This window comes from Stenotrophomonas sp. I18B00994, assembly GCF_014145825.1.
GTDB classification, from domain to species: Bacteria; Pseudomonadota; Gammaproteobacteria; order Xanthomonadales; family Xanthomonadaceae; genus Stenotrophomonas; species Stenotrophomonas maltophilia.
The window spans coordinates 122,222-141,637 of sequence record NZ_JACIUW010000003.1; the positions used below are offsets into that span (position 1 = coordinate 122,222).

Genomic DNA, 19,416 nt, shown 5'->3' on the forward strand with positions numbered 1-19,416 from the left:
ATTACTTGAAACGGTAGCCGATGGTCACACTGTAACCACGACCGAAGATGGTTGCGTAGTCACTGGAGTCACCCAGGAAGCTGTTCGGATCGTAGAACGGCAGGCGGTTGAACAGGTTCTTGACGGTGAAGCTCAGGTTCCACGCGTCATCCGGGCGCCAGGTGACACTCATGTTGGCAGTCCACCACGACGGCGCACCATCGCACTTGCTCTTCTGCAGGGCCAGGTAGCCGCCGGTGCAGGTTTCCTTGTTGTTGCTCACCTCATCAACCTGGTCGGTGGCCCACTTGGTGCCGCCCACGTAGTTGACGAACATGCTGGTGGTCACCTGCTTGTAGGTCCAGTCGGCATTGAGCGTGGCACGCAGGCGCGGGTTGTTGTAGTAGCCGACCACGTCGCCGTAGTACCAGCCGTTCTCCGCATCCATGTAGAAGCGGTTGCGGTTGGCGATGGTGGCGGCCAGGCCGATGTTCAGGTTGCCCCAGTCGCCCAGCGAGAAGCGGCTGCGCGCATCGATGTCGAAGCCGTCGATCAGGGTCTTGCCTCGGTTCTTGTACTGGCCCACCACGCTGGCCACGTTGCCGGCCGAATAGCCCGGCAGTACCGACGGGCAGCTCACGCCACTGGCCGGGTCGGCACACATGGCCGCCAGCTGCGCCAGGTTGGCGCGGTCGCTGTCGCTGATCGGCGAGCGCGACATCGAGATGATGTCTTCCATGCGGCGATAGTCCGGCGCGACGATTTCGTTGTTGCGGTAGATGAACCAGTAGTCGGCCGACACCGACAGCCAGCTCGCCGGCTCGTAGACGAAGCCGAGGGTGGCGATCTTCGCCTTCTCCGGCTTCAGGTCCTTGTTCGGCTGTGTCATGCGGGCCACGGTGCGGCTGCAGTCGACGTTCAGCATGTTCTTGCCCAGGTCGACATCACCCGGCCGCTGCGACTTCAGCAACAGGTTGGCGATGGCATTGGTCTCGTTGCAGCGCAGCTCGTCGCGGAAGCCGCCCAGCTGGGCGAACACGCCGCCATTGCCGGACTCGGCCAGGCTCGGTGCACGGAAGCCGGTGGAGTAGGTACCGCGCAGCATCAGCTGGTCGAACGCCTGGTACTTGAAGCCGATCTTCGGTGCCACGTTGGCGCTGAAATTCGGGTACTTGTCCACGCGCACCGCCGCATCCAGTTCCAGCTTCTCGGTGATCGGCGCCACGGTTTCGGCGAACAGCGCGTAGGTGTTGCGCTTGCCGTCGAACCAGGAACCGCCCTGCTGGGTGATCAGGCCGTTGGCGGCGTCGGCGTTGCCCGGAGTGTAGAAGGTTTCGCGGCTGGCGTTGAAGCCGAATGCCGCACGCATCTCACCGGCCGGCAGCTGGAACAGCGGGCCTTCGATCTTGCCGTCGAGGGTGTGCAGGCGGGTCCACGACTGGATGTCGAAGGTCGGGAACGCTTCACGGATCAGTGCGGCGTTGGCTTCGCTGATCTCGCCGAACTTGTACGCCGGGTGGTCGGAGATGATCACGCGGCCGGTGCCCGGATCGATCGTGTACGGGCCGAAGGCCTTCTCGAAGCCCTTGGTGTTGACGTTGATCGTCTGGTAGGTGGTGGAGTGGGTGCCGGCGCTGGCGAACGCGGTTTCCCAGTTCCAGTCGCCGCGGTTGCCACGCGCGCCGGCCAGCACGCGGTAGCTCTTGTCGGTATTGCGCTGGCCGAAGTAGTTCGGGCCGGCATCCTGCAGCAGGTAGTTCAGGCCGACCACACCGCCCATCATCGCCTTCATCTGCGGGCTGGCGTGGTTGTACTCGTTGTTCGGGCCCAGGAACGGGTACAGGAACTGGTTGACGGTGTTGCCGGTATTGCGCGAGAACCAGCTGGTCGGGTTGCCGGTGGTGGTGCCGTAGGTGCGCGGCGTACCGCCGTTGGCGCGCAGGTCGATGTCGGTGTAGGTCGCCTCGGCGAAGATCTCGGTGCTGTCGCCGACCAGGAAGGTGCCGTTGAGGTAGGCGGTGTTGCGCTCGGACTTGGCACCGGCGTCGATCTCGTTGTTCATCCAGGTTTCCCAGACGCAACGCGGACCGGCCGCTTCACTGGTCAGCACGTTCCTGCAACCCGGCGCAGCTTCCTGCACACGGCGGCCGGTGACCGGATCGAAGGCGAAGTAAGTGCCCGGATTGAATTCACCCGGCTTGCTGCCCACGCCCAGGCGCAGGTTGTTGAGGTAGTTCGGATTGTTGACGTAGTACTGGTCGGGCCGCTTGTCGTAGAAATCGCTCAGCGGGATCGCGTCGCGGCGGTACATGTTCACCGCGCCGTAGATGTTGAAGCGGTTTTCGGCCAGGTCACCGAAACCGGCGGTGATGCTGGCCTGGCGCTCACCATAGGAGTCGATGCGCGAAGAGGTGTCGTTGGTGAAGCTGACCTCGGCACCCTGGAAGTTGCGCTTGGTGATCACGTTGATCACGCCGGCCACCGCGTCGGTGCCGTACACCGCCGAGGCGCCGTCGGTCAGCACTTCCATGCGCTCGATGGCCGCAGCCGGAATCGCATCGATGTTGACGAACTGGGTCTGGAAGCCGGCCGGTGCGCCGTAGTACGACAGGCGACGACCGTTCAGCAGCACCAGCGTGCCCTGCGCGCCGAGGCCACGCAGGTTGGCCTGCGAGGCACCGTCGGAACCGGTGAACAGCGAGCGCGCGTCCTGCTGCGCCGGGCGGGCGGCCGGCAGGTTGTCGAGCACCTGCAGCAGCGTGCGCGCACCCATGTTCTGGATGTCCTGCTTGCTGATCACCTGCACCGGCGAGGCGGTTTCAACGTCGGTGCGGCGGATGTTGGAGCCGGTGACCTCGATGCGGGCCAGGTCGGTGGCCTTGTCCTTGCTCTCCTGGGCGAAGGCAGGAACGGCGACCGACAGCAGCACGCCGGCGATGGCCAGCGACAGCGGAGCGATCGAACGACAGGGGGGGCGGTGGTGGCGGGCGGGCAACATCGGGGTTCTCTCCTGGCAGGGGTGCAGCGCAATAAGTGAGCGCGTGGGCGTTCGGCGGGCAAAACGCTCCCGGGCCACGGCCACGAGGGCCGTAGTCGGAATGGGCGGGGGGAGGAGCGGTGTTACGAGGGGGTCATGGGGCGACGATGCTGGCGGAGTCGCCCTCCTGGCCGATCAGTACGGCATTGGCCCAGTTGGCGCAGACCTGGGCGGGTTGACTGCCCTGCGCACCCAGCGTGCGCAGGCTCAGGGTGGAAAGGCCTCGGATGTCCAGCTCCGGCTTGACCACGCCGGGTGCCTTCACCAGGCCGCTGTCATACAACAGGCGGTTGTCACCCCAGACCTGGAACTGCAGGCCACCGGCGGTGCGGCAGGCGTCGTCGATGCCGAGGTCGGCACGCAGCAGGTGCCAGCCGCCCTGCAGGCGCAGGTCGATGCGGCTGTTGGCGCCGACGCCCAGGCCACGGCGGAACTGCAGGCCGTTCATGCGCATGCCGGCGTCGCCACGGAAGGACTGGTCGGTGCGCACCTGGCTGGCCAGCGCGGCCGGCACCGGCAGCTCGGAGAGATAGCGCTGCCGGGCCGGTCGCTCCGGTTCCTGGTGTTCGAGGATGTGGAAGGTGGACAGGGCGATCGGGCCGACGTCGCGTGGCTGCAGTGCATCGAATGCGCGGGCGCTGCCCTGTGCGGCGGTGACCATCGGGTCGGTGCTGCTGGCGCCGTCGCCTTCGGGGTTCTGCACGCTCAGCACGCGGAAGCGCAGCAGGCGCCCGGCATGGGCCGGGAACGCGATGCGCTGCACGCCCTCCTTCAACTGCAGGCGGCCACGTGCGATCGGCTCGCCCCACTCCCCATTGCTGTCGCCCAGGTACACCTCGTAGTCGCGCACCTGGCCGTGCTTCCAGTTCTTGTCGTTGCGCGGGGCAATGTCGATGCCGTCGATCATCCTGCGCTCTCCGAAGCCGATCACCCACTCATGCGCACCGGTGCGCACGGCCTGGTTGCGCACACTGCGGAACCAGGTGGCCGGATCGTCGTCGAGGGCATTTTCCAGCGCATGGCCAGGCTCTTCGGCCGGGCGGTTGACCACCAGCAGGCTGTCGGCCGGCAGTTCGCGGCCCAGCACCGGCGCAGCCGGATAGGCATCGTCGGCGGCCGCAGCGACCACCGCGAAGTCCAGCTGCAGTTGCAGCGGCTGGCGGATGTCCTGGGTAGCGGTACGCACGTGCAGCGTGCCACGGCGCTCCTTGGCATCGAAGTACCAGCCTTCAGCCGCACCGTTGAACGCCGCCGCATCGGCCAGCGCCGGCAACGCGCGGCCACCGGCCTGCACCGCACGCGGCGCCTGGCGGCTGAGCACGCGCAGGCCATAACGACGCTGCGCCAGCTGGCCGTTGTACTGGCCCTGCACCGGATCGATCTGCACCTGCACCGGGCCACTGCCCTGCGCCGGCGCCTGCACGCGGATTACCTGCGTGCTCGACTCACCCTGCTGGTAGCGGCGCGTGTTGCCATCGTCTTCGTACAGCGTGTACTGCGACTCGCCCTGCGGGTACAGGTCGAACGTCACTTCATCCAGCGGCTTCTCGCCGTCGAACAGCATCGACGGGTACATCGGCAGGATCGCACCGGCACGCACGAATACCGGCAACGTGGCCAGGTCCACCTGGCGGTCGAGCTGGCGGCCGTCGGCGCCGGCCTGCACGCGGCGGCCATCCCAGTAGTCGATCCAGCCGCCGGCCGGCAGGTGGATGTCGCGGCGCCAGCCACGGCTGGCGGCCTGGCTGCGATACACCGGCGCCACCAGCAGGTCGCGGCCAAGCAGGAACTGGTACTTGTAGGTTTCATCCTGCGCATGCGGGTCGCGCGGGTTGTCCCACATCAGGCCGCGCACCGGCGGTGCACCAGTCTGCGCGGCCTCGTGCACCAGCCCGTACATGTACGGGGTCAGGCGCATCTTCAACTTCAGGTAATCGCGGTTGATGCTGCGATAGGGCTCGTCGTACCACCACGGGTGCTTGCGCGCGTTCGACGACCAGCCGCTCATGCCCATCAGCACCGGGGTGAAGGCTTTCCACTGCAGGTCGCGGGCGAAGGTTTCGGCGCTGCCGCCGAAGATCGCATCCACATCGCCACTGGCGTAGGCCATGCCGGACAGGCCCGAACCGACCAGGGTCGGCACGTGCCAGCGGATGTAATCCCAACTGCTGCTCTGGTCGCCGGTCCACGCCACCGCGTAGCGCTGGATGCCGGCCCAGCCCATCACCGTCCACAGGAACGGGCGCGAATCGGAATTGTCGAGGATGCCGTTGAACGCCTGACGGTTGGCGTCCATCGCGAACTGGTAGCCCTTGCCGGTCCAGGCCACGTCCAGCTTCTGCACGCGGCTGCCGGCCTTGCCCACTTCCCAGGCGATCTTGTCGACGCCGTTCTCGGTCCACAGGCCGGTGCGGAAGCCGTACTTGGCCAAGCCCTGCACGGTTTCCGGCAGCTTCTTGTACCCGCAGCCGTAGCCATCGTTGGGCAGGATCCAGCCACCGGGCATGTCGTGGGCGCGGTACTGCTTGGCCACCGAGTCGATCACATCCGGCGTGGTGCCGGTCGGGCCGTCACTCCAGCCTTCGGGCACGGTGCCGGGCTTCTTGGCATTGTCACCGTCGTTGTAGCAATCGGCATCGCCGTAGGACAGCGCCCAGCGCGCGACCATGTTCGGGCGGCCGGTCAGCTGGGTGTAGCGCTCGATCAGTTTAGGCAGGTCGGCGCCGACGAAGTAATAGGCATCGAAGCGGTCTTCGCGGTGCAGCAGCGTGGCCTGGTCGGCCTCGCGCAGATCGTAGCTGCCATCGCTCCAGGTGTTGCGCAGCATGCCCCAGCCACGGCTGCTAAGCAGCATCGGTGCAGGGCTGGGGCGGTCGCCCTCTTCCCAGCCGCCGGAGTAGGACACGTCCAGCTCGCGGCCCTTGAACTGGTAACGGCCGTTCTGCTGGCCGCCACCGAAGTAGCCCTCATCGGCCTGCGAGGACAGCACCTGCACGCTCTGCGTGGCATCCAGGTCCAGCGGCTGCAGTTCCTGCCACAGCGCGGTGGGCTGGCCGTTGTCCAGGCGTTCCAGGCGCATGCGCAGCGGCTGTCGCTGTACATGCAGGACCAGTGCATCGGTGCGCACGCGGATTTCCTGTGCGTCTTCTTCCAGCTGCGCCTTCACGTTCGCCTTGGGCTGCGGCAGCACGATCGGTGCGGCCTTGTCGCCGGCACCGGTCAGCGTGCCGTTGCGGCCGGCCTGCACGCGGATGATGTCGGTAGCCGGCAGTTCGATGCGGATGCGCGCGCCCTTGTCGGTCTGCAGGTCCCAGCCCTGCACGCCGTCGCCGCTGGCGCTGGCGGCAACCGAACGCAGGTTGCCGACCGGCTCGGCCTGGGCCGGCATGGACGCCAGCATCAATGCCGGCAACAGGGCCAGCATCAGCGGCGAGCGACGAACGCAGTTTTCCACGCGGACTCCCAACCCGTTCACCGGGCGTTTCGAAAGCGATTGGGCCGACTCTAGGGCAGCGATTCGAAAGATGTCAACAAATTGAAAGGAAAAAGGAAGATATATTCCATTGAAACGAAAGTTGCTGCGCCGCAATACTTTGTGTAATCGCTTGCAGACGCCTGTTAAGCATTGTGCGATACGGCATCCGGCGGATTCTTGCGTTTTCCGACGTGTTCTGGGCAGAGCGAAGTCGGCGTCACATTTTCTTTCTTTTTACTTTCGCTATTTGACATTTCGAAAGAAAACACAGATGGTGCGCTGGCCCAACTGGAACCTCCGAATGGACGTCACCCTGCTTTCCGATGTGTCCGCCTGGCAGCGCCTTGGCGGAGCCGATACCGCTACCGAAATCGCCCAGCAGCCTGCGCTGTGGGAAGCCCTTGCACAGGACCTGTCGCGTGCCCGCGACCGCCTGCAGGCCTTCCTCGGCGACAGCCTCAACGATCCCAACCAGCGCGTGCTGTTCACCGGCGCCGGCAGCTCCGGCTTCATCGCCGAAATGGTGGCCGACGCGATCAACGCGCAGTGGCCAGCCGATGTGCGCGTGGTGCACACCACCAGCCTGCTGACCCACCCGGCGCTGTACCTGCAGCGCGACCGCCCGACCCTGCTGGTCTCGTTCGGCCGCAGCGGTTCCAGCCCGGAAAGCGTGGCGGCGGTTGACCGCGTGCGCAGCGACGTGGATGACGCGCGCTTCCTCGACATCACCTGCAACGCCGATGGCGAACTGGCCCGCCGTGGGGCCGGCCGTGCCGATACCTGCACCCTGCTGATGCCGTCGGCCAGCTGCGACCGCGCCTTCGCCATGACCAGCAGCCTGACCTGCATGCTGTTGGCCGCGCTGACCGTGTTCGATCGTTCGCCGTGGGATGCGCGCGTGGCGCGCCTGAAGCAGATCGCCGCGCTGGCCCGCGAAGGCCAGGCGCAGTGGGACGCACCGGTGGCGGCGCTGGCGCAGCGCCCGTTCAACCGCATCATCTACCTCGGCAGCGGCCCGCTGGAAGCGCTGGCACGCGAGTGCGCGCTGAAGGTGCTGGAACTGACCGCTGGCCGCGTGCTGGCGCTGGCCAACACCCCGCTGGGCTTCCGTCATGGGCCGAAGTCGACGCTGGATGGCAACACCCTGGTGGTGGTGCTGCGCAGCGTGCAGCCGCTGGCGCGCCGCTACGAACAGGACCTGCTGGAAGAACTGCGCCGCGACGGCGTGGCCGGCCAGGTGCTGGCGATCGGCCCGCATTCGGACATCGGCGCCGATGACGAATACACCCTCACCGTGCCGGCACTGGACGATCCGTGGCTGGCGCCGGTGTGGCTGGGCTTCGCGCAGCTGTTCGCGCTGCAGCGCTCGGCCGCGCTTGGCCTGACCCCGGACAACCCGTTCCCGGATGGCACCGTCAACCGCGTCGTCAAGGGCGTCACCATCCACCATGGCTGAGCTGATCGCCCACGCCTGCTACGGCATCGACATCGGCGGCACCAAGATCGAGCTGGTGGCGTGCGATGCGGCGATGCAGGTCACCTGGCGCCGCCGCGTGGCCACCCCACAGGGTGACTACGACGGCTTCCTGCAGGCGGTGATGGCGCTGGTGGCCGAGGCGGACGCCGCCCTCGGCCGCAGCGGTGCGGCCATCGGCATCGCCCTGCCCGGCGTGCGTGACCGCCGCAGCGGCCGCCAGCTCAGCGCGAACGTGCCTGCACTGACCGGCCAATGCGTGGCGCAGGATCTGCAGGCGCGCCTGCAGCGTCCGCTGCACTTCGGCAATGATCTGCAGTGCTTTGCCCTGTCTGAAGCGCACGGCGGCGCGGCCGACGGTTACCCCAGCATGTTCGGCGCCATCCTCGGCACTGGTGCCGGCGGCGGCTTCTGCCTGCACGGCCGGCTGCTGTCCGGCTTCAACGGCCTGGCCGGCGAATGGGGCCACTGGAGCGTGCCCGGCCATCTGCTGCAGCGCCATGGCCTGCCGCTGCTGGACTGCGGCTGCGGCCTGCAGGGCTGCGTGGAGCGCTATGTGTCCGGCAGCGGCGTGGCGATGATCGAGCGCCATCTCGGTGGCAGCGCCGCCGACGCCAGCGCCGTGATCGCCCTGGCCGAAGCGGGCGATGCACGTGCGCGCAAGGCGCTGGACATCCACCGCGATCTGCTTGGCCACAGCCTGGCCGCGCTGGTGCTGGCGCTGGACCCGCACGTGATCGTGCTCGGCGGTGGTCTCTCGCAGTACGCGCCGCTGTACCAGCAGCTGCCGTCGGCCATCGCTGCCCATCTGTTCAACGGCGTGCAGGTACCGCCGATCGTGCCGCCGCGCTTCGGCGATGCCGGTGGTGCACGTGGTGCCGCCCTGCTCGCCTGCCAACCCTCGTTTTCCTGATGTCCGGAGCCTGACCATGTCCCCGTTGCAGACCCTGCTTGCCTCCCACCGCGCCGGTGCCAACGTCGGCCTGTACAGCGTCTGCTGCAGCAACGAGCAGGTGCTGCGCGCGGCCATGCACGTGGCGCTGGCACACGGCACCGTGCTGCTGGTCGAGGCCACCTCCAACCAGGTCGACCAGTTCGGCGGCTATACCGGCATGACTCCGCCGCAGTACCGCGACTACGTCGCTACCCTGGCCGATGAGGAAGGCTTCCCGCGCGAACGGCTGATCCTGGGCGGTGACCATCTTGGCCCGAATGCCTGGCAGAAGCGCCCGGCTGCCGAAGCGATGACCCACGCGCGCGTGCTGATCGAAGCCTACGCCGCCGCCGGTTTCCACAAGATCCATCTCGACTGCAGCATGTCCTGCGCCGATGACCCGGTGCCGCTGCCCGATGCGATCGTTGCCGCACGCTCGGCCGAGCTGGCCGAGATCGCCGAACGCACCGCCGCCGAACACGGCCTGCCGCCGCCGGTCTACGTGATCGGTACCGAGGTGCCGATTCCCGGTGGAGAAGCCTCGCTTGCCGAGGGCCTGCAGGTGACCACGCCGGCCGCCGCCGCGCAGACCCTGGCCATCCACCAGCAGGCGTTCGACACGCCGCAGCTGCGTGATGCGTGGCAGCGCGTGATCGCGATGGTGGTGCAGCCGGGCGTCGACTTCGACCACAGCAGCGTGCACGAGTACGACCCGGCCGCCGCCAGCACGCTGGCCGACTTCCTGGAACAGCAGCGACGCATCGTCTTCGAGGCGCACTCCACCGACTACCAGCGCGAAAGCGGCCTGCACGCGCTGGTGCGCGACCACTTCGCCATCCTCAAGGTCGGCCCGGCGGCGACCTTCGCCTATCGCGAAGCGCTGTTCGCGCTGGCCGCGATCGAGGCCGAACTGCTGCCGGCCGCACAATGCTCGCGCCTGCCGCAGGTGCTGGACGAGGTGATGGTGGCGCAGCCGAAGTACTGGCAGTCCTACTACCAGGGCGATGAGGCAGCGCTGCGCCTGCTGCGCAGCTATTCCTTCAGCGACCGCTGCCGCTACTACTGGGGCGAGCCGGCGCTGGTACAGGCGGTGCAGACCCTGTTCGCCAACCTGGAACAGCACGCGCCGCCGCTGGTGCTGCTCAGCCAGTACCTGCCGGAACAGTACCGCGCCGTGCGCGAAGGCGCCCTGGCCAACACCCCCACCGCACTGGTGCAGCACCGTATCGGCCTGTGCCTGGGCGAGTACGCCCGTGCCTGCAGCGCCAACCAGGCCGGAACCCGCACTCACCACGCAGGTTCGGCTGCCGCCGTTGCTTCGAACGGATAATCTCTACCTTTCCCCGCGACACCGAGAATGGCCATGCGCAACACCCGCTCCCGCCGGCAACAGATCCTGCAGCTGCTGATCGAGCACGGCTCGGTGCAGGTAGCCGATCTGGTCGAGCGCTTCGGCGTGTCGGCGGTGACCATCCGTGCCGACCTGACCCACTTCGAATCGCAGGGCCTGGCCAACCGTACCCACGGTGGCGCCACACTGGTGCGCACGCCGCCGCAGGAACAGGACATCCACGAAAAGGACGCACTGAACCTGCCGCTGAAGGAATCGATCGGCGCGTGTGCCGCGCGCCTGGTACGGCCTGGTGACAACATCATCATCGACTCCGGCTCGACCACGATGACCCTGGCCCGCCACCTGCGCAGCCAGCGCGACGTGACGGTGATGACCAACGGGCTGAACATCGCCTGGGAACTGGCCAACGCGCCCGGCATCAACGTACTGCTGACCGGTGGGCTGCTGCGCCAGCAGTCCCTGTCGCTGCAGGGCAGCCAGGCCGAAGCCAGCCTCAACTCCTACAGCTTCGACACCCTGTTCCTGGGCGTGGACGGCCTGGACCTGCAGTTCGGGTTGACCACCCATGACGAAGCCGAAGCCCGCCTCAACCATCGCATGGTCGAGCGTGCACGCCGCATCGTGGTGCTCACCGACGCCTCCAAGTTCGGGCGCGTCAGCCTGCACCGCATCGCCCTGCTGGATCAGATCCACACCATCATCACCGATGCCGGCATCGACGACGTCTCCCGCGAGGGCCTGCAGCGGCTGGGCATCGAAGTGATCATCGCCGAGCCCGCCGCATGACCGACACCCGTTCCCTGCATGGCCGCATCCTCACCCCGCTGGGCTGGCGGCGTGGCCAGGTCCACTTCGATTCGCACGTGCGCCAGCTGCAGGTGGACGACCACAGCGGTGCCGACGACCTGCAGCTGCCGGTGATCCTGCCCGGCTTCATCGACCTGCATGTGCATGGCGCCGCCGGCGTGGACCTGATGCAGGGCGGCGACGTGGCGCGCACCATCGCCCGTACCCATCTGCGCTTCGGCACCACCACGCTGCTGGCGACCACCATGACCGCTGGCCTGGATGAGATCGAGCACGCGCTGCACGGCGTGGCCGCCACCATGGCCGCACCCGACGCCGAGGCCGCCTGTATTGCCGGCGTGCATCTGGAGGGGCCGTTCATCAGCCCGCAGCGGCTGGGTGCGCAGCCCAACCGGACCATCGAGGCGACGCTGGCGCTGGTACAGCAGCTGCACGCGCTGGCGCCGATCCGGGTGATGACGCTGGCGCCGGAGATCGGCGAGCACACCGCGCTGATTCCCGCGCTTTCGGCGATGGGCATCCGCGTGCAGCTCGGCCACAGCGCCGGTACCTACGAAGAAGGTGTTGCTGCGCTGCAGGCCGGTGCCTCCGGCTTCACCCATCTGTTCAACGGCATGACCGGCGTCGATCACTATCGCCCGGGCATCGCGGCGGCGGCACTCGCGCATGCGCAGTACGCCGAGATCATTCCCGACCTGCAGCACATCCATCCCGGCGTGATCCGCCTGGCCGCGCGCGCGATCCCGCGCCTGTACGCAGTGACCGACGCGACTGCCGCCACCGGCATGCCCGACGGCGAGTACGCGCTGGGCGAGCAGCGCGTGCACAAGTGCGGCGGCTGCGTGCGCCTGGCGACCGGTTCACTGGCAGGAAGTGCACTGACCATGGACCAGGCCCTGCGCAATCTGGTGCAGGTGGGCCTGGAGCTGGCCGATGCCTCGCAACGTGTTTCCACCTTCCCGGCCGATTACCTGGGCCTGGGCGATCGCGGCCGCATCGCGCCCGACGCCCGCGCCGACCTGGTGGTGCTGGACGCCGAACTGCGCCTGCAGCAGGTGGTGGTGGGTGGGCGCGTGGTCGATTTGAACGCAACACCAGCCTGACGCACCGCGCCTTTGTAGAGTCGAGCCATGCTCGACTGCTCTGCCGCGCCATGCGCGGTCAGTCGAGCTCGGCTCGACTCTACAGAAAGCAATCCGCACCGAAACACCTTCTGGGATATGCCGATGACTGCACGCACCGCTCCGCGCTGGCCCGTACGCTACCTGCTCTTCATCGGCGGCCTGGGTGGCCTGCTGTACGGCATCGACATCGGCATCATCGCCGGCGCCCTGCCCTATCTTGAAGCAACTGCCAGCCACGCCTGGCAGCTCAGCAGCCAGCAGCTCGGCTTCGTGGTGGCGGCGGTGCTGCTGGGCAGCGTGCTGTCCTCGCTGTTCGCCGGCATGGTCGCCGACCTGATCGGCCGCCGCGGCGCGATGCTGCTGGCCGGCCTGCTGTTCACCGCCTCGATTCCGATCATGGCACTGGCCTCCGGCTACACGCCGCTGCTGCTGGGACGCCTGTTGCAGGGCATCAGTGGCGGTTTGATCGGCGTAGTGATTCCGCTGTACCTGGCCGAAGTGCTCAGCCCCGAGCGACGTGGGCGCGGCGCGGCGATGTTCCAGCTGCTGCTGACCGTTGGCCTGGTGCTGGCAGCCCTGATCGGCCTGTACCACGCCCACGCCGTGGATGCCGCCGCCGAAGCCGTGCGTTCGCTGCCGGTCGCGCAGCAGGCGCAGGAACTGTTCACTGTGAAGGACCACGCCTGGCGCACCATCTTCTGGACCTGCCTGGCGCCGGGCCTGCTGTTCTGCGCCGGCATCTTCTGGCTGTCCGAATCACCACGCTGGCTGGTGCGCCGCGGTCGCATCGATGAAGCCCGCCGCAGCCTCCAGCGCGTCCTGCCCGCCGCAGATGTCGAGCCCACGCTGGCCCAGATCCAGGCGCCGGAATCGAGCAGCAGCGACGGCAAGCGCGACCCGCTGCTCAGCCGCCGCTACGTGGTGCCGTTCGTGCTCGCGTGCGTGGTGCTGGCCTGCACCCAGGCCACCGGCATCAACTCGGTGCTGGCCTACGCGGTCAACATCCTCAACCAGGCCGGCCTGTCCGGTTCGGTGGCCAACGGTGCCGACGTGGCAATCAAGCTGCTCAACGCGGTGATGACCGTGGTCGCGCTGCTGCTGGTCGACCGCAAGGGCCGCAAGTTCCTGCTGATGCTGGGCAGTGGCGGCATCTGCGTGGCCCTGCTGGCCGCGGCCACGCTGTTCTTCCAGGCCGAGCGTGGCCGCGCCGATGTGCAGCCGCAGTTGCAGGCGGCGGTCAGCGGCGATGGCCTGCAGCTGGTGCTGGATGATGCGCAGTGGCAGCGCCTGGGCGCGGGGATCGACCGCGAAGGGCGGCCGATGCAGCTGACCGTCTCCTATGCCTACGGTGACTTCACCAACGTGCGCGCCCTGCGCAGCGACAACCTGACCGATCGCGAGCTGCGCATCGAGCGCGCCGGCACTGTGCAGCCCGACAGTGTGATTGGTGCGTTCTTCCGCAAGCTGCATCTGAATCCGTTCGCCGACCCGGCCAGTGCCGCGCGGGCACCGCTACGCATCGAACAGGCCCGCATCGGCCCGGTACCGCCGCCGGCACATGGCTTGGCCGTGGCCGCCTGCATCCTGGTGTTCGTCGCGTTCTTCGCGGTCGGCCCCGGCGTGTGCGTGTGGCTGGCACTGTCGGAGCTGATGCCGAACCGCATCCGCTCCAACGGCATGAGCATCGCACTGCTGATCAACCAGTTCGTGTCCACCACCATCGCCGCCATCTTCCTGCCCACGGTGGGCCACTACGGCTACGCCAGCATGTTCGTGTTCTGGGCGGCGTGCACCTTCGTGTTCTTCCTGGTAGCCGCGTTCTGGCTGCCGGAGACCAAGGGCAAGTCACTGGAGGAGATCGAGGCACGGTTCGCCCGGTAGCGGTCGACCTTGGTCGACCTCCGCGCGTAGCGCGGTGGTGTTGGCGCGCCCGTTACTGACCGGTGATGTGCTTCGCCAACGCCTGTGCCTCGGCAATGCTCGGCAGCCCGCTCAGCATCATCGATTCACCGAACGGGCCTTTCACCGTCGTCACCATCAGCACGCGGCCATCCACACTGATCGCTGCTCGCTGGCCCACCAGTGCTGCCGTGCCATCGTGGATGCGCTGGTGCGCTTCGGGTCGATAGCGAATCTGCAGGCCAGGTTGCTTGGCCTCATCCAGCACGTAGCGCACGTCGGCGATGTCGGTGCTGCCGGCAATCGGCGGCTCGCGCAGCGCCAGGGTCTCGCCCTGCCACTGCGCCTGCGTGCCCTTGCCGTCCGCATCGACCGCGCTCAGGCGCACATCCACACCGGGGCGCGGCGCGTGGCGCTCGACCGTCTGCACCGCGGGCGTTGCACCCGGCGTGCATCCGGCGATGGCCAGTGCCGCGCCCAGCAGCAGCGGAAGCGCCGTTCTCACTTCAGGTTCCGCAGCTTGAACGCCACCAGCACCTGCAGCAGGCCGTACAGCAGGCTGCCGATACCGATCCACAGCGTGGTGACCGCCACGCCGGCATACGGGTTGGCCGCAAACAACAGGCCCAGCACCACGGCCAGCACGCCGCTGAGGATCAGCAACCATTCGCCCTGGATCTGCTTACGCACGCGGATCGCGAACACGATGCGATAGATGCCGGCCACCAGCAGCCACGCCGCCAGGAACAGCACCAGCACGCTGGCGGTGGCCAGCGGATTGATCACCGCCAGGATGCCGAAGCCCAGCGAGGCGAGGGCGTACAGCGCCAGCCAGCCGCGCGACGCGCCGCTACCGCCACTGATCAGGGCGAACAGGCTGATGACGCCCTCGACGATGGCCATCACGCCGAGCGTCCAGGCCAATGCCATGGCCGCCGACAAGGGCCAGCCGATGGCGATGATGCCGAAGCCGAGAGCGACCAGGCCATACAGCAGGAGGATCCACCAGCTACGGCCGATTGCCGACAACAGGGGAGACAAGGGGGAATTCATGGCTTCTCCATCGATCCGGAATCGGGTTCATCGTAGCCCGTTGTGATGAAGAGGGGGATCACGGCGCCCGCGCACAGACCCAGACGCGCACCTCCGCAGCGCCGACCAGGCGCAGCGTCTCGGCAACCTCCATCACCGTGCTGCCGGTGGTCATCACGTCATCGACCACGGTCAGCCGCGTGGGCACCGGACCACGAACCGCAAACGCGTCGAACAGATTTTCCCGGCGCTGTTCGGCCGTACGCTCGGACTGTGGTGCGGTATGCCGCCGCCGGTACAGCCCCTGCCAGACCGGCATCGGCAGCAACCGGCACAGCTCGCCCGCCTGGTTGTAGCCGCGCTGGCGCAACCGACGATTATGCAGCGGCACCGGCACCAGCGGCTGACACCACCACGGCGGCGCTGCGCGCTGCATCAACTGCGCCAGCAGGCGCCCGACCGACAGATCCTGATGGAACTTGTAGCGCACCAGCAGCTGATCCACAGGCGGCAGGTACAGCAGGCTCGCATGCGTTGCGGCCTGTGGCGGCACCTCCTCGCGGCAGGTGCCGCAGACGATCAACGCGGTCTCGGGCAACGGCAACGCGCAGCGCAGGCAGGCACGGCCAGCCCAAGGCAGTCCGGCCAGGCAGGCATTACAGAGATCGAGTCCATCGTGGCCCGCGTCACCGCAGACCAGGCAACGAAGTGGTAGCAGCACGCGAAGTGCGGCCTGCACGTGGCGGACTGGGTCGAAGAAGGCAGGCATGCACTTCAGCATGTCACCGCCCTCAGCGGGTTGCTATCGGGGGCGCCCTCAACGACCCGTAGGCATTTTCATCGCCCGCCTCCTGCCCCGATCACTTCACCGCGTCGGCGCAGGTGCGGCATCCACACGCGTGCGATACACCATGTAAGGCGTCTGCCGGCGATCCACGCCACCATTGAAGCCGGCCTGTCGATGCAGCTGGTTGGCGGTGAAATACAGATAGCCGTCCGGCCCCATCGACAGCGTATCCGGCCACAGGATGCGCGGGTCGTGCACCACCGTCGTCCATCGCCCCTGCGCGTCGCGGGCATGGATGGCGTTGTGCTCGTAGTCGCTGGCATACAGCCGCCCGTTGGCGTCCATCTCCATGCCATCGGAGGCGCCCTTGTCGCCCAGGTCGACCACCGCCGCCGCCAGTTCCGCTTCACTCAGCTTCGGGTCGCGCAGCAGCGCGGTCGGCACGCTGTACAGATGACGGCTGGACAAGGGCGTGTAGAACAGGGTGCCACCATCGGGCGACAGGGCGATGCCATCGGCGGCCACGGTGAACGGCGCCGACGAACCGTCGGCGTTACGCAGCCGCATCTGCTGCCCTTCCACGATCGGCACGAAGGCGGCATCGGCCGAGGTGGATACGTGGCCGACCAGTCGCTTGGACGCGGCGCCAGTGGCGAGGTCGATCACGATGATGCCGCCGATACCGCTCAGCGACGAGTCGGTCACGTAGGCCACGCCCTCGCGGCCAACCCGGAAATCGAAGCGCACATCGTTGACATAGGTGCGCGCGTCGATGACGTTGGCCGGGAACACCAGCGTCCTGGCCACGGTGTTGGTGGCAAGGTCGATCGCCACCAGTTTGGCACCGCCGGCCTGTGGCGCAGAGAACCCGGGCGCAGCGGTATCCAGCACCCACAACCGGCCCTGGCCATCGGCCACCACGCTCTGCACGCTGATGAAATGGGCCGCCGGATCGGGACCGTCCTTGCGGTTGATGCGCGCATCCGGATAGGGAACGGCGCGGCCGTCGCGCCATTCGGCCACGCTGTAGGCCACCTCATCGCCCCAGCGCGGGAAGTTGACGAAGATCCGCCCGGTTTCAGATACCGCCACGCTGGTGGGCATGGCGCCATCGAAACGCGCCACCGGTTCGAGGGTGCCGATGCTGCGCTCGCTGGGCAGCAGGGGCGCGCCGGACATCGCCAGCGCGGGGGAACTGGCCAGGGCCAGGACGGCAGCCGCCAGGCTGCGGATACGGCAGTTGATCATGGTCGCGCTCTCGATGCAGGTCCGGGTGCAGCCCGGCGTCGACGCATCTTCTGCGTCGCGCGTGGCATCGGGTAGACGGTGCAACGCGGAATCAGCTTCACTGCTGGAGTGAAGATGGAGGGCTGATTGATCGCGTTGATTGAAGCAATGATCGTTGTCTATCCGTTGCGTGCCTGCCTTGCGGCAAACCCGGTCAAGAAATCTCAACGGCTGCCAACGCGGTTTCGAACCTGTGCTGGCCCTCTTCACCCCACCAGGGAACGGTCATCACGCCCCCCCGCCGCTGCAACTGGTGCAGAAGGAGCAGGAAGGCCTGGACCTCCCGCTGGCCCCAGGACGCTCCCATGCGGTAATCCAGCGTCAACCCATGGCGCATGACGAGCACACCCAGTTCTGGCAGAAGAACGCCGCCGCAGGCAATGTCTGCAAGGCCGACATGGAAGGGTTCCACTTCGTCCTGGAGAACGCGTCGCGCGTCGCCCGGTCCCATGAACGGCTGACCAAGATCTTCCGCACGGTGCCAGAGCTGCACGCTTCCAGAACCCGCGACGCGGGCACCGCAGGCAAACAGATAGGCGAACGCATCGGCCGTTCCGGCGGCCTCACGGTAGGCGAGCTCCACTTCCGGAAGCGAGCCATCATCGGTCACGAAGTAGCACCGTAACGTCGCCAACACCTCCTCTGGGAGGAGAATTGCTGCTCCAGGCTGTATTGCTCCTAGCCATCTCCATTTTCGCGGGTGCGGGAGGTTCGCACAGCAGGCGCCTCGACAGCCACATCTTCAGCCGTTTTCGGCACCATCAACAGCTCCGCCAACCCGCGATAGATCGGTACCCTGCACACCAGCCCGGACACACCACGCGCGATCAGCACCGTCGCCAGGATCGGCAACAGCAGGTCGCCGCTGTCGGTCAGCTCCAGCGAGATCACCGCCGAGGTCAGTGGCGCCTGGGTCACACCGGTCAGGTAGGCGCACATGCCCAGCAACACGAACGCGCGCGGGTCCACGCCCGGCATCAGCACTGACAGGTTGTGGCCGAGTCCCGCGCCGACCGCCAACGCAGGTGAGAACAGGCCACCGGGAATGCCCGCCACGTACGAGGCCAGGTTGGCCAGCAGCTTCATCAACCCGAACTCATGGCCGACCAGCGCCTGGCCCTGCACCAGGCTGCGCGCTTGTTCGTAACCGGTGCCGAACGCGCCTTCGCCGAACACCAGGGCCAGCATGACCACCACCAGGCCGCAGCCCGCGGCCAGCAATACCGGATGCCGCTGCCGCAGCTGGCCCAGCCAACGCGGACGGCCCGCCGCGCTGGCCAGTACCGCACGTGCGAACAGCCCGCCCAGCAGGCCCGCCACCACGCCGCACAGCAGGATCGCCAGCCAGCCCTGGCCGAGCGGCAGACGCGCGCTCACATGGCCGAAGTAGGTGTAATTGCCCAACAGACCGAGCGATGCCACGCCACCGACGATCACCGCGGTCAACAGGGTGCCGGAGAAGCGATGTTCGAAACGGCCGCTGAGCTCCTCGATGGCGAAGACGATGCCGGCCAGCGGCGTGTTGAACGCCGCCGCAATACCGGCAGCGCCACCGGCCAACAGGAAGTGCGAGAGCTCGCGGGGATCCTTGAAGCCGAACCAGCGGCCGAACAGATACATCAGGCTTGCGCCTACGTGCACGGTGGGCCCCTCGCGCCCGACCGATGCCCCACCCAGAAGCGACAGCGAAGTCAGCAGCAGCTTGCCGGCCGAAACCGCTGGGGAAAGGTTGGTTTTCCGGAACGGCTCATCGGCCTTGTCCAGCGCAGCGATGACCTGCGGAATGCCGCTGCCCCGCGTGGGCTTCAACACGCCGGAAGTGAGCCAGGCCAGCAGCGCGAAGATGCCCGGCGTGAGCAGCAGGGCCCACCACGGCGAGTGCGAGGTGATGCGCTGGAACAGATGGAAGGCCGCATCGCTGGCCTTGGCAAACAGGATCGCCACCAGTGCCACGGCCACGGCGCCGCCCCACAGCGCGGCGCGGCGGCGCCAGGCCTCGCTGAGGACCAGCGCGGTGATGCGCCCACGAAGGTGGTAAAGATCAAACATGGGAAAGAGTCTGCGCGCCAGCACTTGCGTTGTGCAGCAGGCACTGTGGCTGGACGCCTTGCAGCATGCGGTGAAATGCGGCGCTTCGCTCGATGCTCTATCGCACCGACGATCTGTAAACCAAATTAAAATGCAAATGGTTGACAGCCTCCCCGCGCCCACCCACACTGCCGCCCTC

13 protein-coding genes and 1 pseudogene are annotated in these 19,416 nt (G+C 67.4%); 6 read left to right on the forward strand and 8 right to left on the reverse strand.

All coding sequences use genetic code 11. The features are described from left to right. Nucleotide 1: 1 nt before the first annotated feature. Nucleotides 2-2,977, reverse strand: coding sequence for a TonB-dependent receptor (locus tag H4O10_RS04290; RefSeq protein ID WP_049453758.1), 2,976 nt, complete (start codon nt 2,975-2,977; stop codon nt 2-4). 133 nt (nt 2,978-3,110) lie between these two features. Beyond that, nucleotides 3,111-6,470, reverse strand: a complete 3,360-nt coding sequence (locus H4O10_RS04295; RefSeq protein WP_049453756.1) for a TIM-barrel domain-containing protein — start codon at nt 6,468-6,470, stop codon at nt 3,111-3,113. A 322-nt stretch (nt 6,471-6,792) separates the two neighbouring features. On the opposite strand from H4O10_RS04295, the gene H4O10_RS04300 reads away from it, so the two are divergent. From H4O10_RS04300 to H4O10_RS04325, 6 genes are all read left to right on the forward strand, one after another. Beyond that, nucleotides 6,793-7,947 (forward strand): SIS domain-containing protein, encoded by a 1,155-nt coding sequence (locus H4O10_RS04300; protein WP_005411499.1) that lies wholly within the window; start codon nt 6,793-6,795, stop codon nt 7,945-7,947. Next, complete coding sequence (locus H4O10_RS04305; protein WP_049453754.1) at nt 7,940-8,878, forward strand: ROK family protein; 939 nt, start codon at nt 7,940-7,942, stop codon at nt 8,876-8,878. The genes H4O10_RS04300 and H4O10_RS04305 overlap by 8 nt, the downstream gene beginning before the upstream one ends. 16 nt (nt 8,879-8,894) lie before the next feature. Continuing rightward, the gene (locus H4O10_RS04310; RefSeq protein WP_111118834.1) at nt 8,895-10,229 is read left to right on the forward strand and encodes a D-tagatose-bisphosphate aldolase, class II, non-catalytic subunit; all 1,335 of its coding nucleotides are present in this window, start codon (nt 8,895-8,897) and stop codon (nt 10,227-10,229) included. 33 nt (nt 10,230-10,262) lie between these two features. Further along, complete coding sequence (locus tag H4O10_RS04315) at nt 10,263-11,039, forward strand: DeoR family transcriptional regulator (protein WP_049453764.1); 777 nt, start codon at nt 10,263-10,265, stop codon at nt 11,037-11,039. Further along, the gene (gene nagA, locus H4O10_RS04320; protein WP_049453750.1) at nt 11,036-12,163 is read left to right on the forward strand and encodes an N-acetylglucosamine-6-phosphate deacetylase; all 1,128 of its coding nucleotides are present in this window, start codon (nt 11,036-11,038) and stop codon (nt 12,161-12,163) included. The genes H4O10_RS04315 and nagA overlap by 4 nt, the downstream gene beginning before the upstream one ends. A gap of 123 nt (nt 12,164-12,286) precedes the next feature. Further along, complete coding sequence (locus H4O10_RS04325) at nt 12,287-14,065, forward strand: MFS transporter (RefSeq protein WP_049453762.1); 1,779 nt, start codon at nt 12,287-12,289, stop codon at nt 14,063-14,065. Nucleotides 14,066-14,117: 52 nt separating this feature from the next. Here H4O10_RS04325 and H4O10_RS04330 read toward each other — a convergent pair whose 3' ends face one another. The 6 genes and pseudogenes from H4O10_RS04330 to H4O10_RS04355 all read right to left on the reverse strand — a co-directional run. Further along, the gene (locus H4O10_RS04330) at nt 14,118-14,588 is read right to left on the reverse strand and encodes a hypothetical protein (RefSeq protein ID WP_049453749.1); all 471 of its coding nucleotides are present in this window, start codon (nt 14,586-14,588) and stop codon (nt 14,118-14,120) included. Then, nucleotides 14,585-15,136, reverse strand: a complete 552-nt coding sequence (locus H4O10_RS04335; RefSeq protein ID WP_033833753.1) for an HdeD family acid-resistance protein — start codon at nt 15,134-15,136, stop codon at nt 14,585-14,587. The genes H4O10_RS04330 and H4O10_RS04335 overlap by 4 nt, the downstream gene beginning before the upstream one ends. A 58-nt stretch (nt 15,137-15,194) precedes the next feature. After that, the gene (locus tag H4O10_RS04340; RefSeq protein WP_033833761.1) at nt 15,195-15,884 is read right to left on the reverse strand and encodes a ComF family protein; all 690 of its coding nucleotides are present in this window, start codon (nt 15,882-15,884) and stop codon (nt 15,195-15,197) included. A 96-nt stretch (nt 15,885-15,980) separates the two neighbouring features. Then, nucleotides 15,981-17,150: an L-dopachrome tautomerase-related protein gene (locus H4O10_RS04345; RefSeq protein WP_033833762.1), complete on the reverse strand. Its 1,170-nt coding sequence runs from the start codon at nt 17,148-17,150 to the stop codon at nt 15,981-15,983. Between the two features lie 193 nt (nt 17,151-17,343). Beyond that, nucleotides 17,344-17,799 carry a hypothetical protein gene (locus tag H4O10_RS04350; protein WP_032964538.1) on the reverse strand — a complete coding sequence of 152 codons (456 nt, stop codon included), beginning with the start codon at nt 17,797-17,799 and terminating at the stop codon, nt 17,344-17,346. Between the two features lie 143 nt (nt 17,800-17,942). Then, a pseudogene (locus H4O10_RS04355) lies at nt 17,943-19,238 on the reverse strand (chloride channel protein); the annotation flags it as partial. Nucleotides 19,239-19,416: the final 178 nt, after the last annotated feature.

Bases quoted from the DNA above. Each gene is read 5' to 3' on its own strand.
- H4O10_RS04290 (WP_049453758.1), bottom strand. From the start codon at position 2,977: ATGTTGCCCGCCCGCCACCACCGCCCCCCCTGTCGTTCGATCGCTCCG.
- H4O10_RS04300 (WP_005411499.1), top strand. From the start codon at position 6,793: ATGGACGTCACCCTGCTTTCCGATGTGTCCGCCTGGCAGCGCCTTGGC.
- H4O10_RS04305 (WP_049453754.1), top strand. From the start codon at position 7,940: ATGGCTGAGCTGATCGCCCACGCCTGCTACGGCATCGACATCGGCGGC.
- H4O10_RS04310 (WP_111118834.1), top strand. From the start codon at position 8,895: ATGTCCCCGTTGCAGACCCTGCTTGCCTCCCACCGCGCCGGTGCCAAC.
- H4O10_RS04315 (WP_049453764.1), top strand. From the start codon at position 10,263: ATGCGCAACACCCGCTCCCGCCGGCAACAGATCCTGCAGCTGCTGATC.
- nagA (WP_049453750.1), top strand. From the start codon at position 11,036: ATGACCGACACCCGTTCCCTGCATGGCCGCATCCTCACCCCGCTGGGC.
- H4O10_RS04325 (WP_049453762.1), top strand. From the start codon at position 12,287: ATGACTGCACGCACCGCTCCGCGCTGGCCCGTACGCTACCTGCTCTTC.
- H4O10_RS04335 (WP_033833753.1), bottom strand. From the start codon at position 15,136: ATGAATTCCCCCTTGTCTCCCCTGTTGTCGGCAATCGGCCGTAGCTGG.
- H4O10_RS04340 (WP_033833761.1), bottom strand. From the start codon at position 15,884: ATGCCTGCCTTCTTCGACCCAGTCCGCCACGTGCAGGCCGCACTTCGC.
- H4O10_RS04345 (WP_033833762.1), bottom strand. From the start codon at position 17,150: ATGATCAACTGCCGTATCCGCAGCCTGGCGGCTGCCGTCCTGGCCCTG.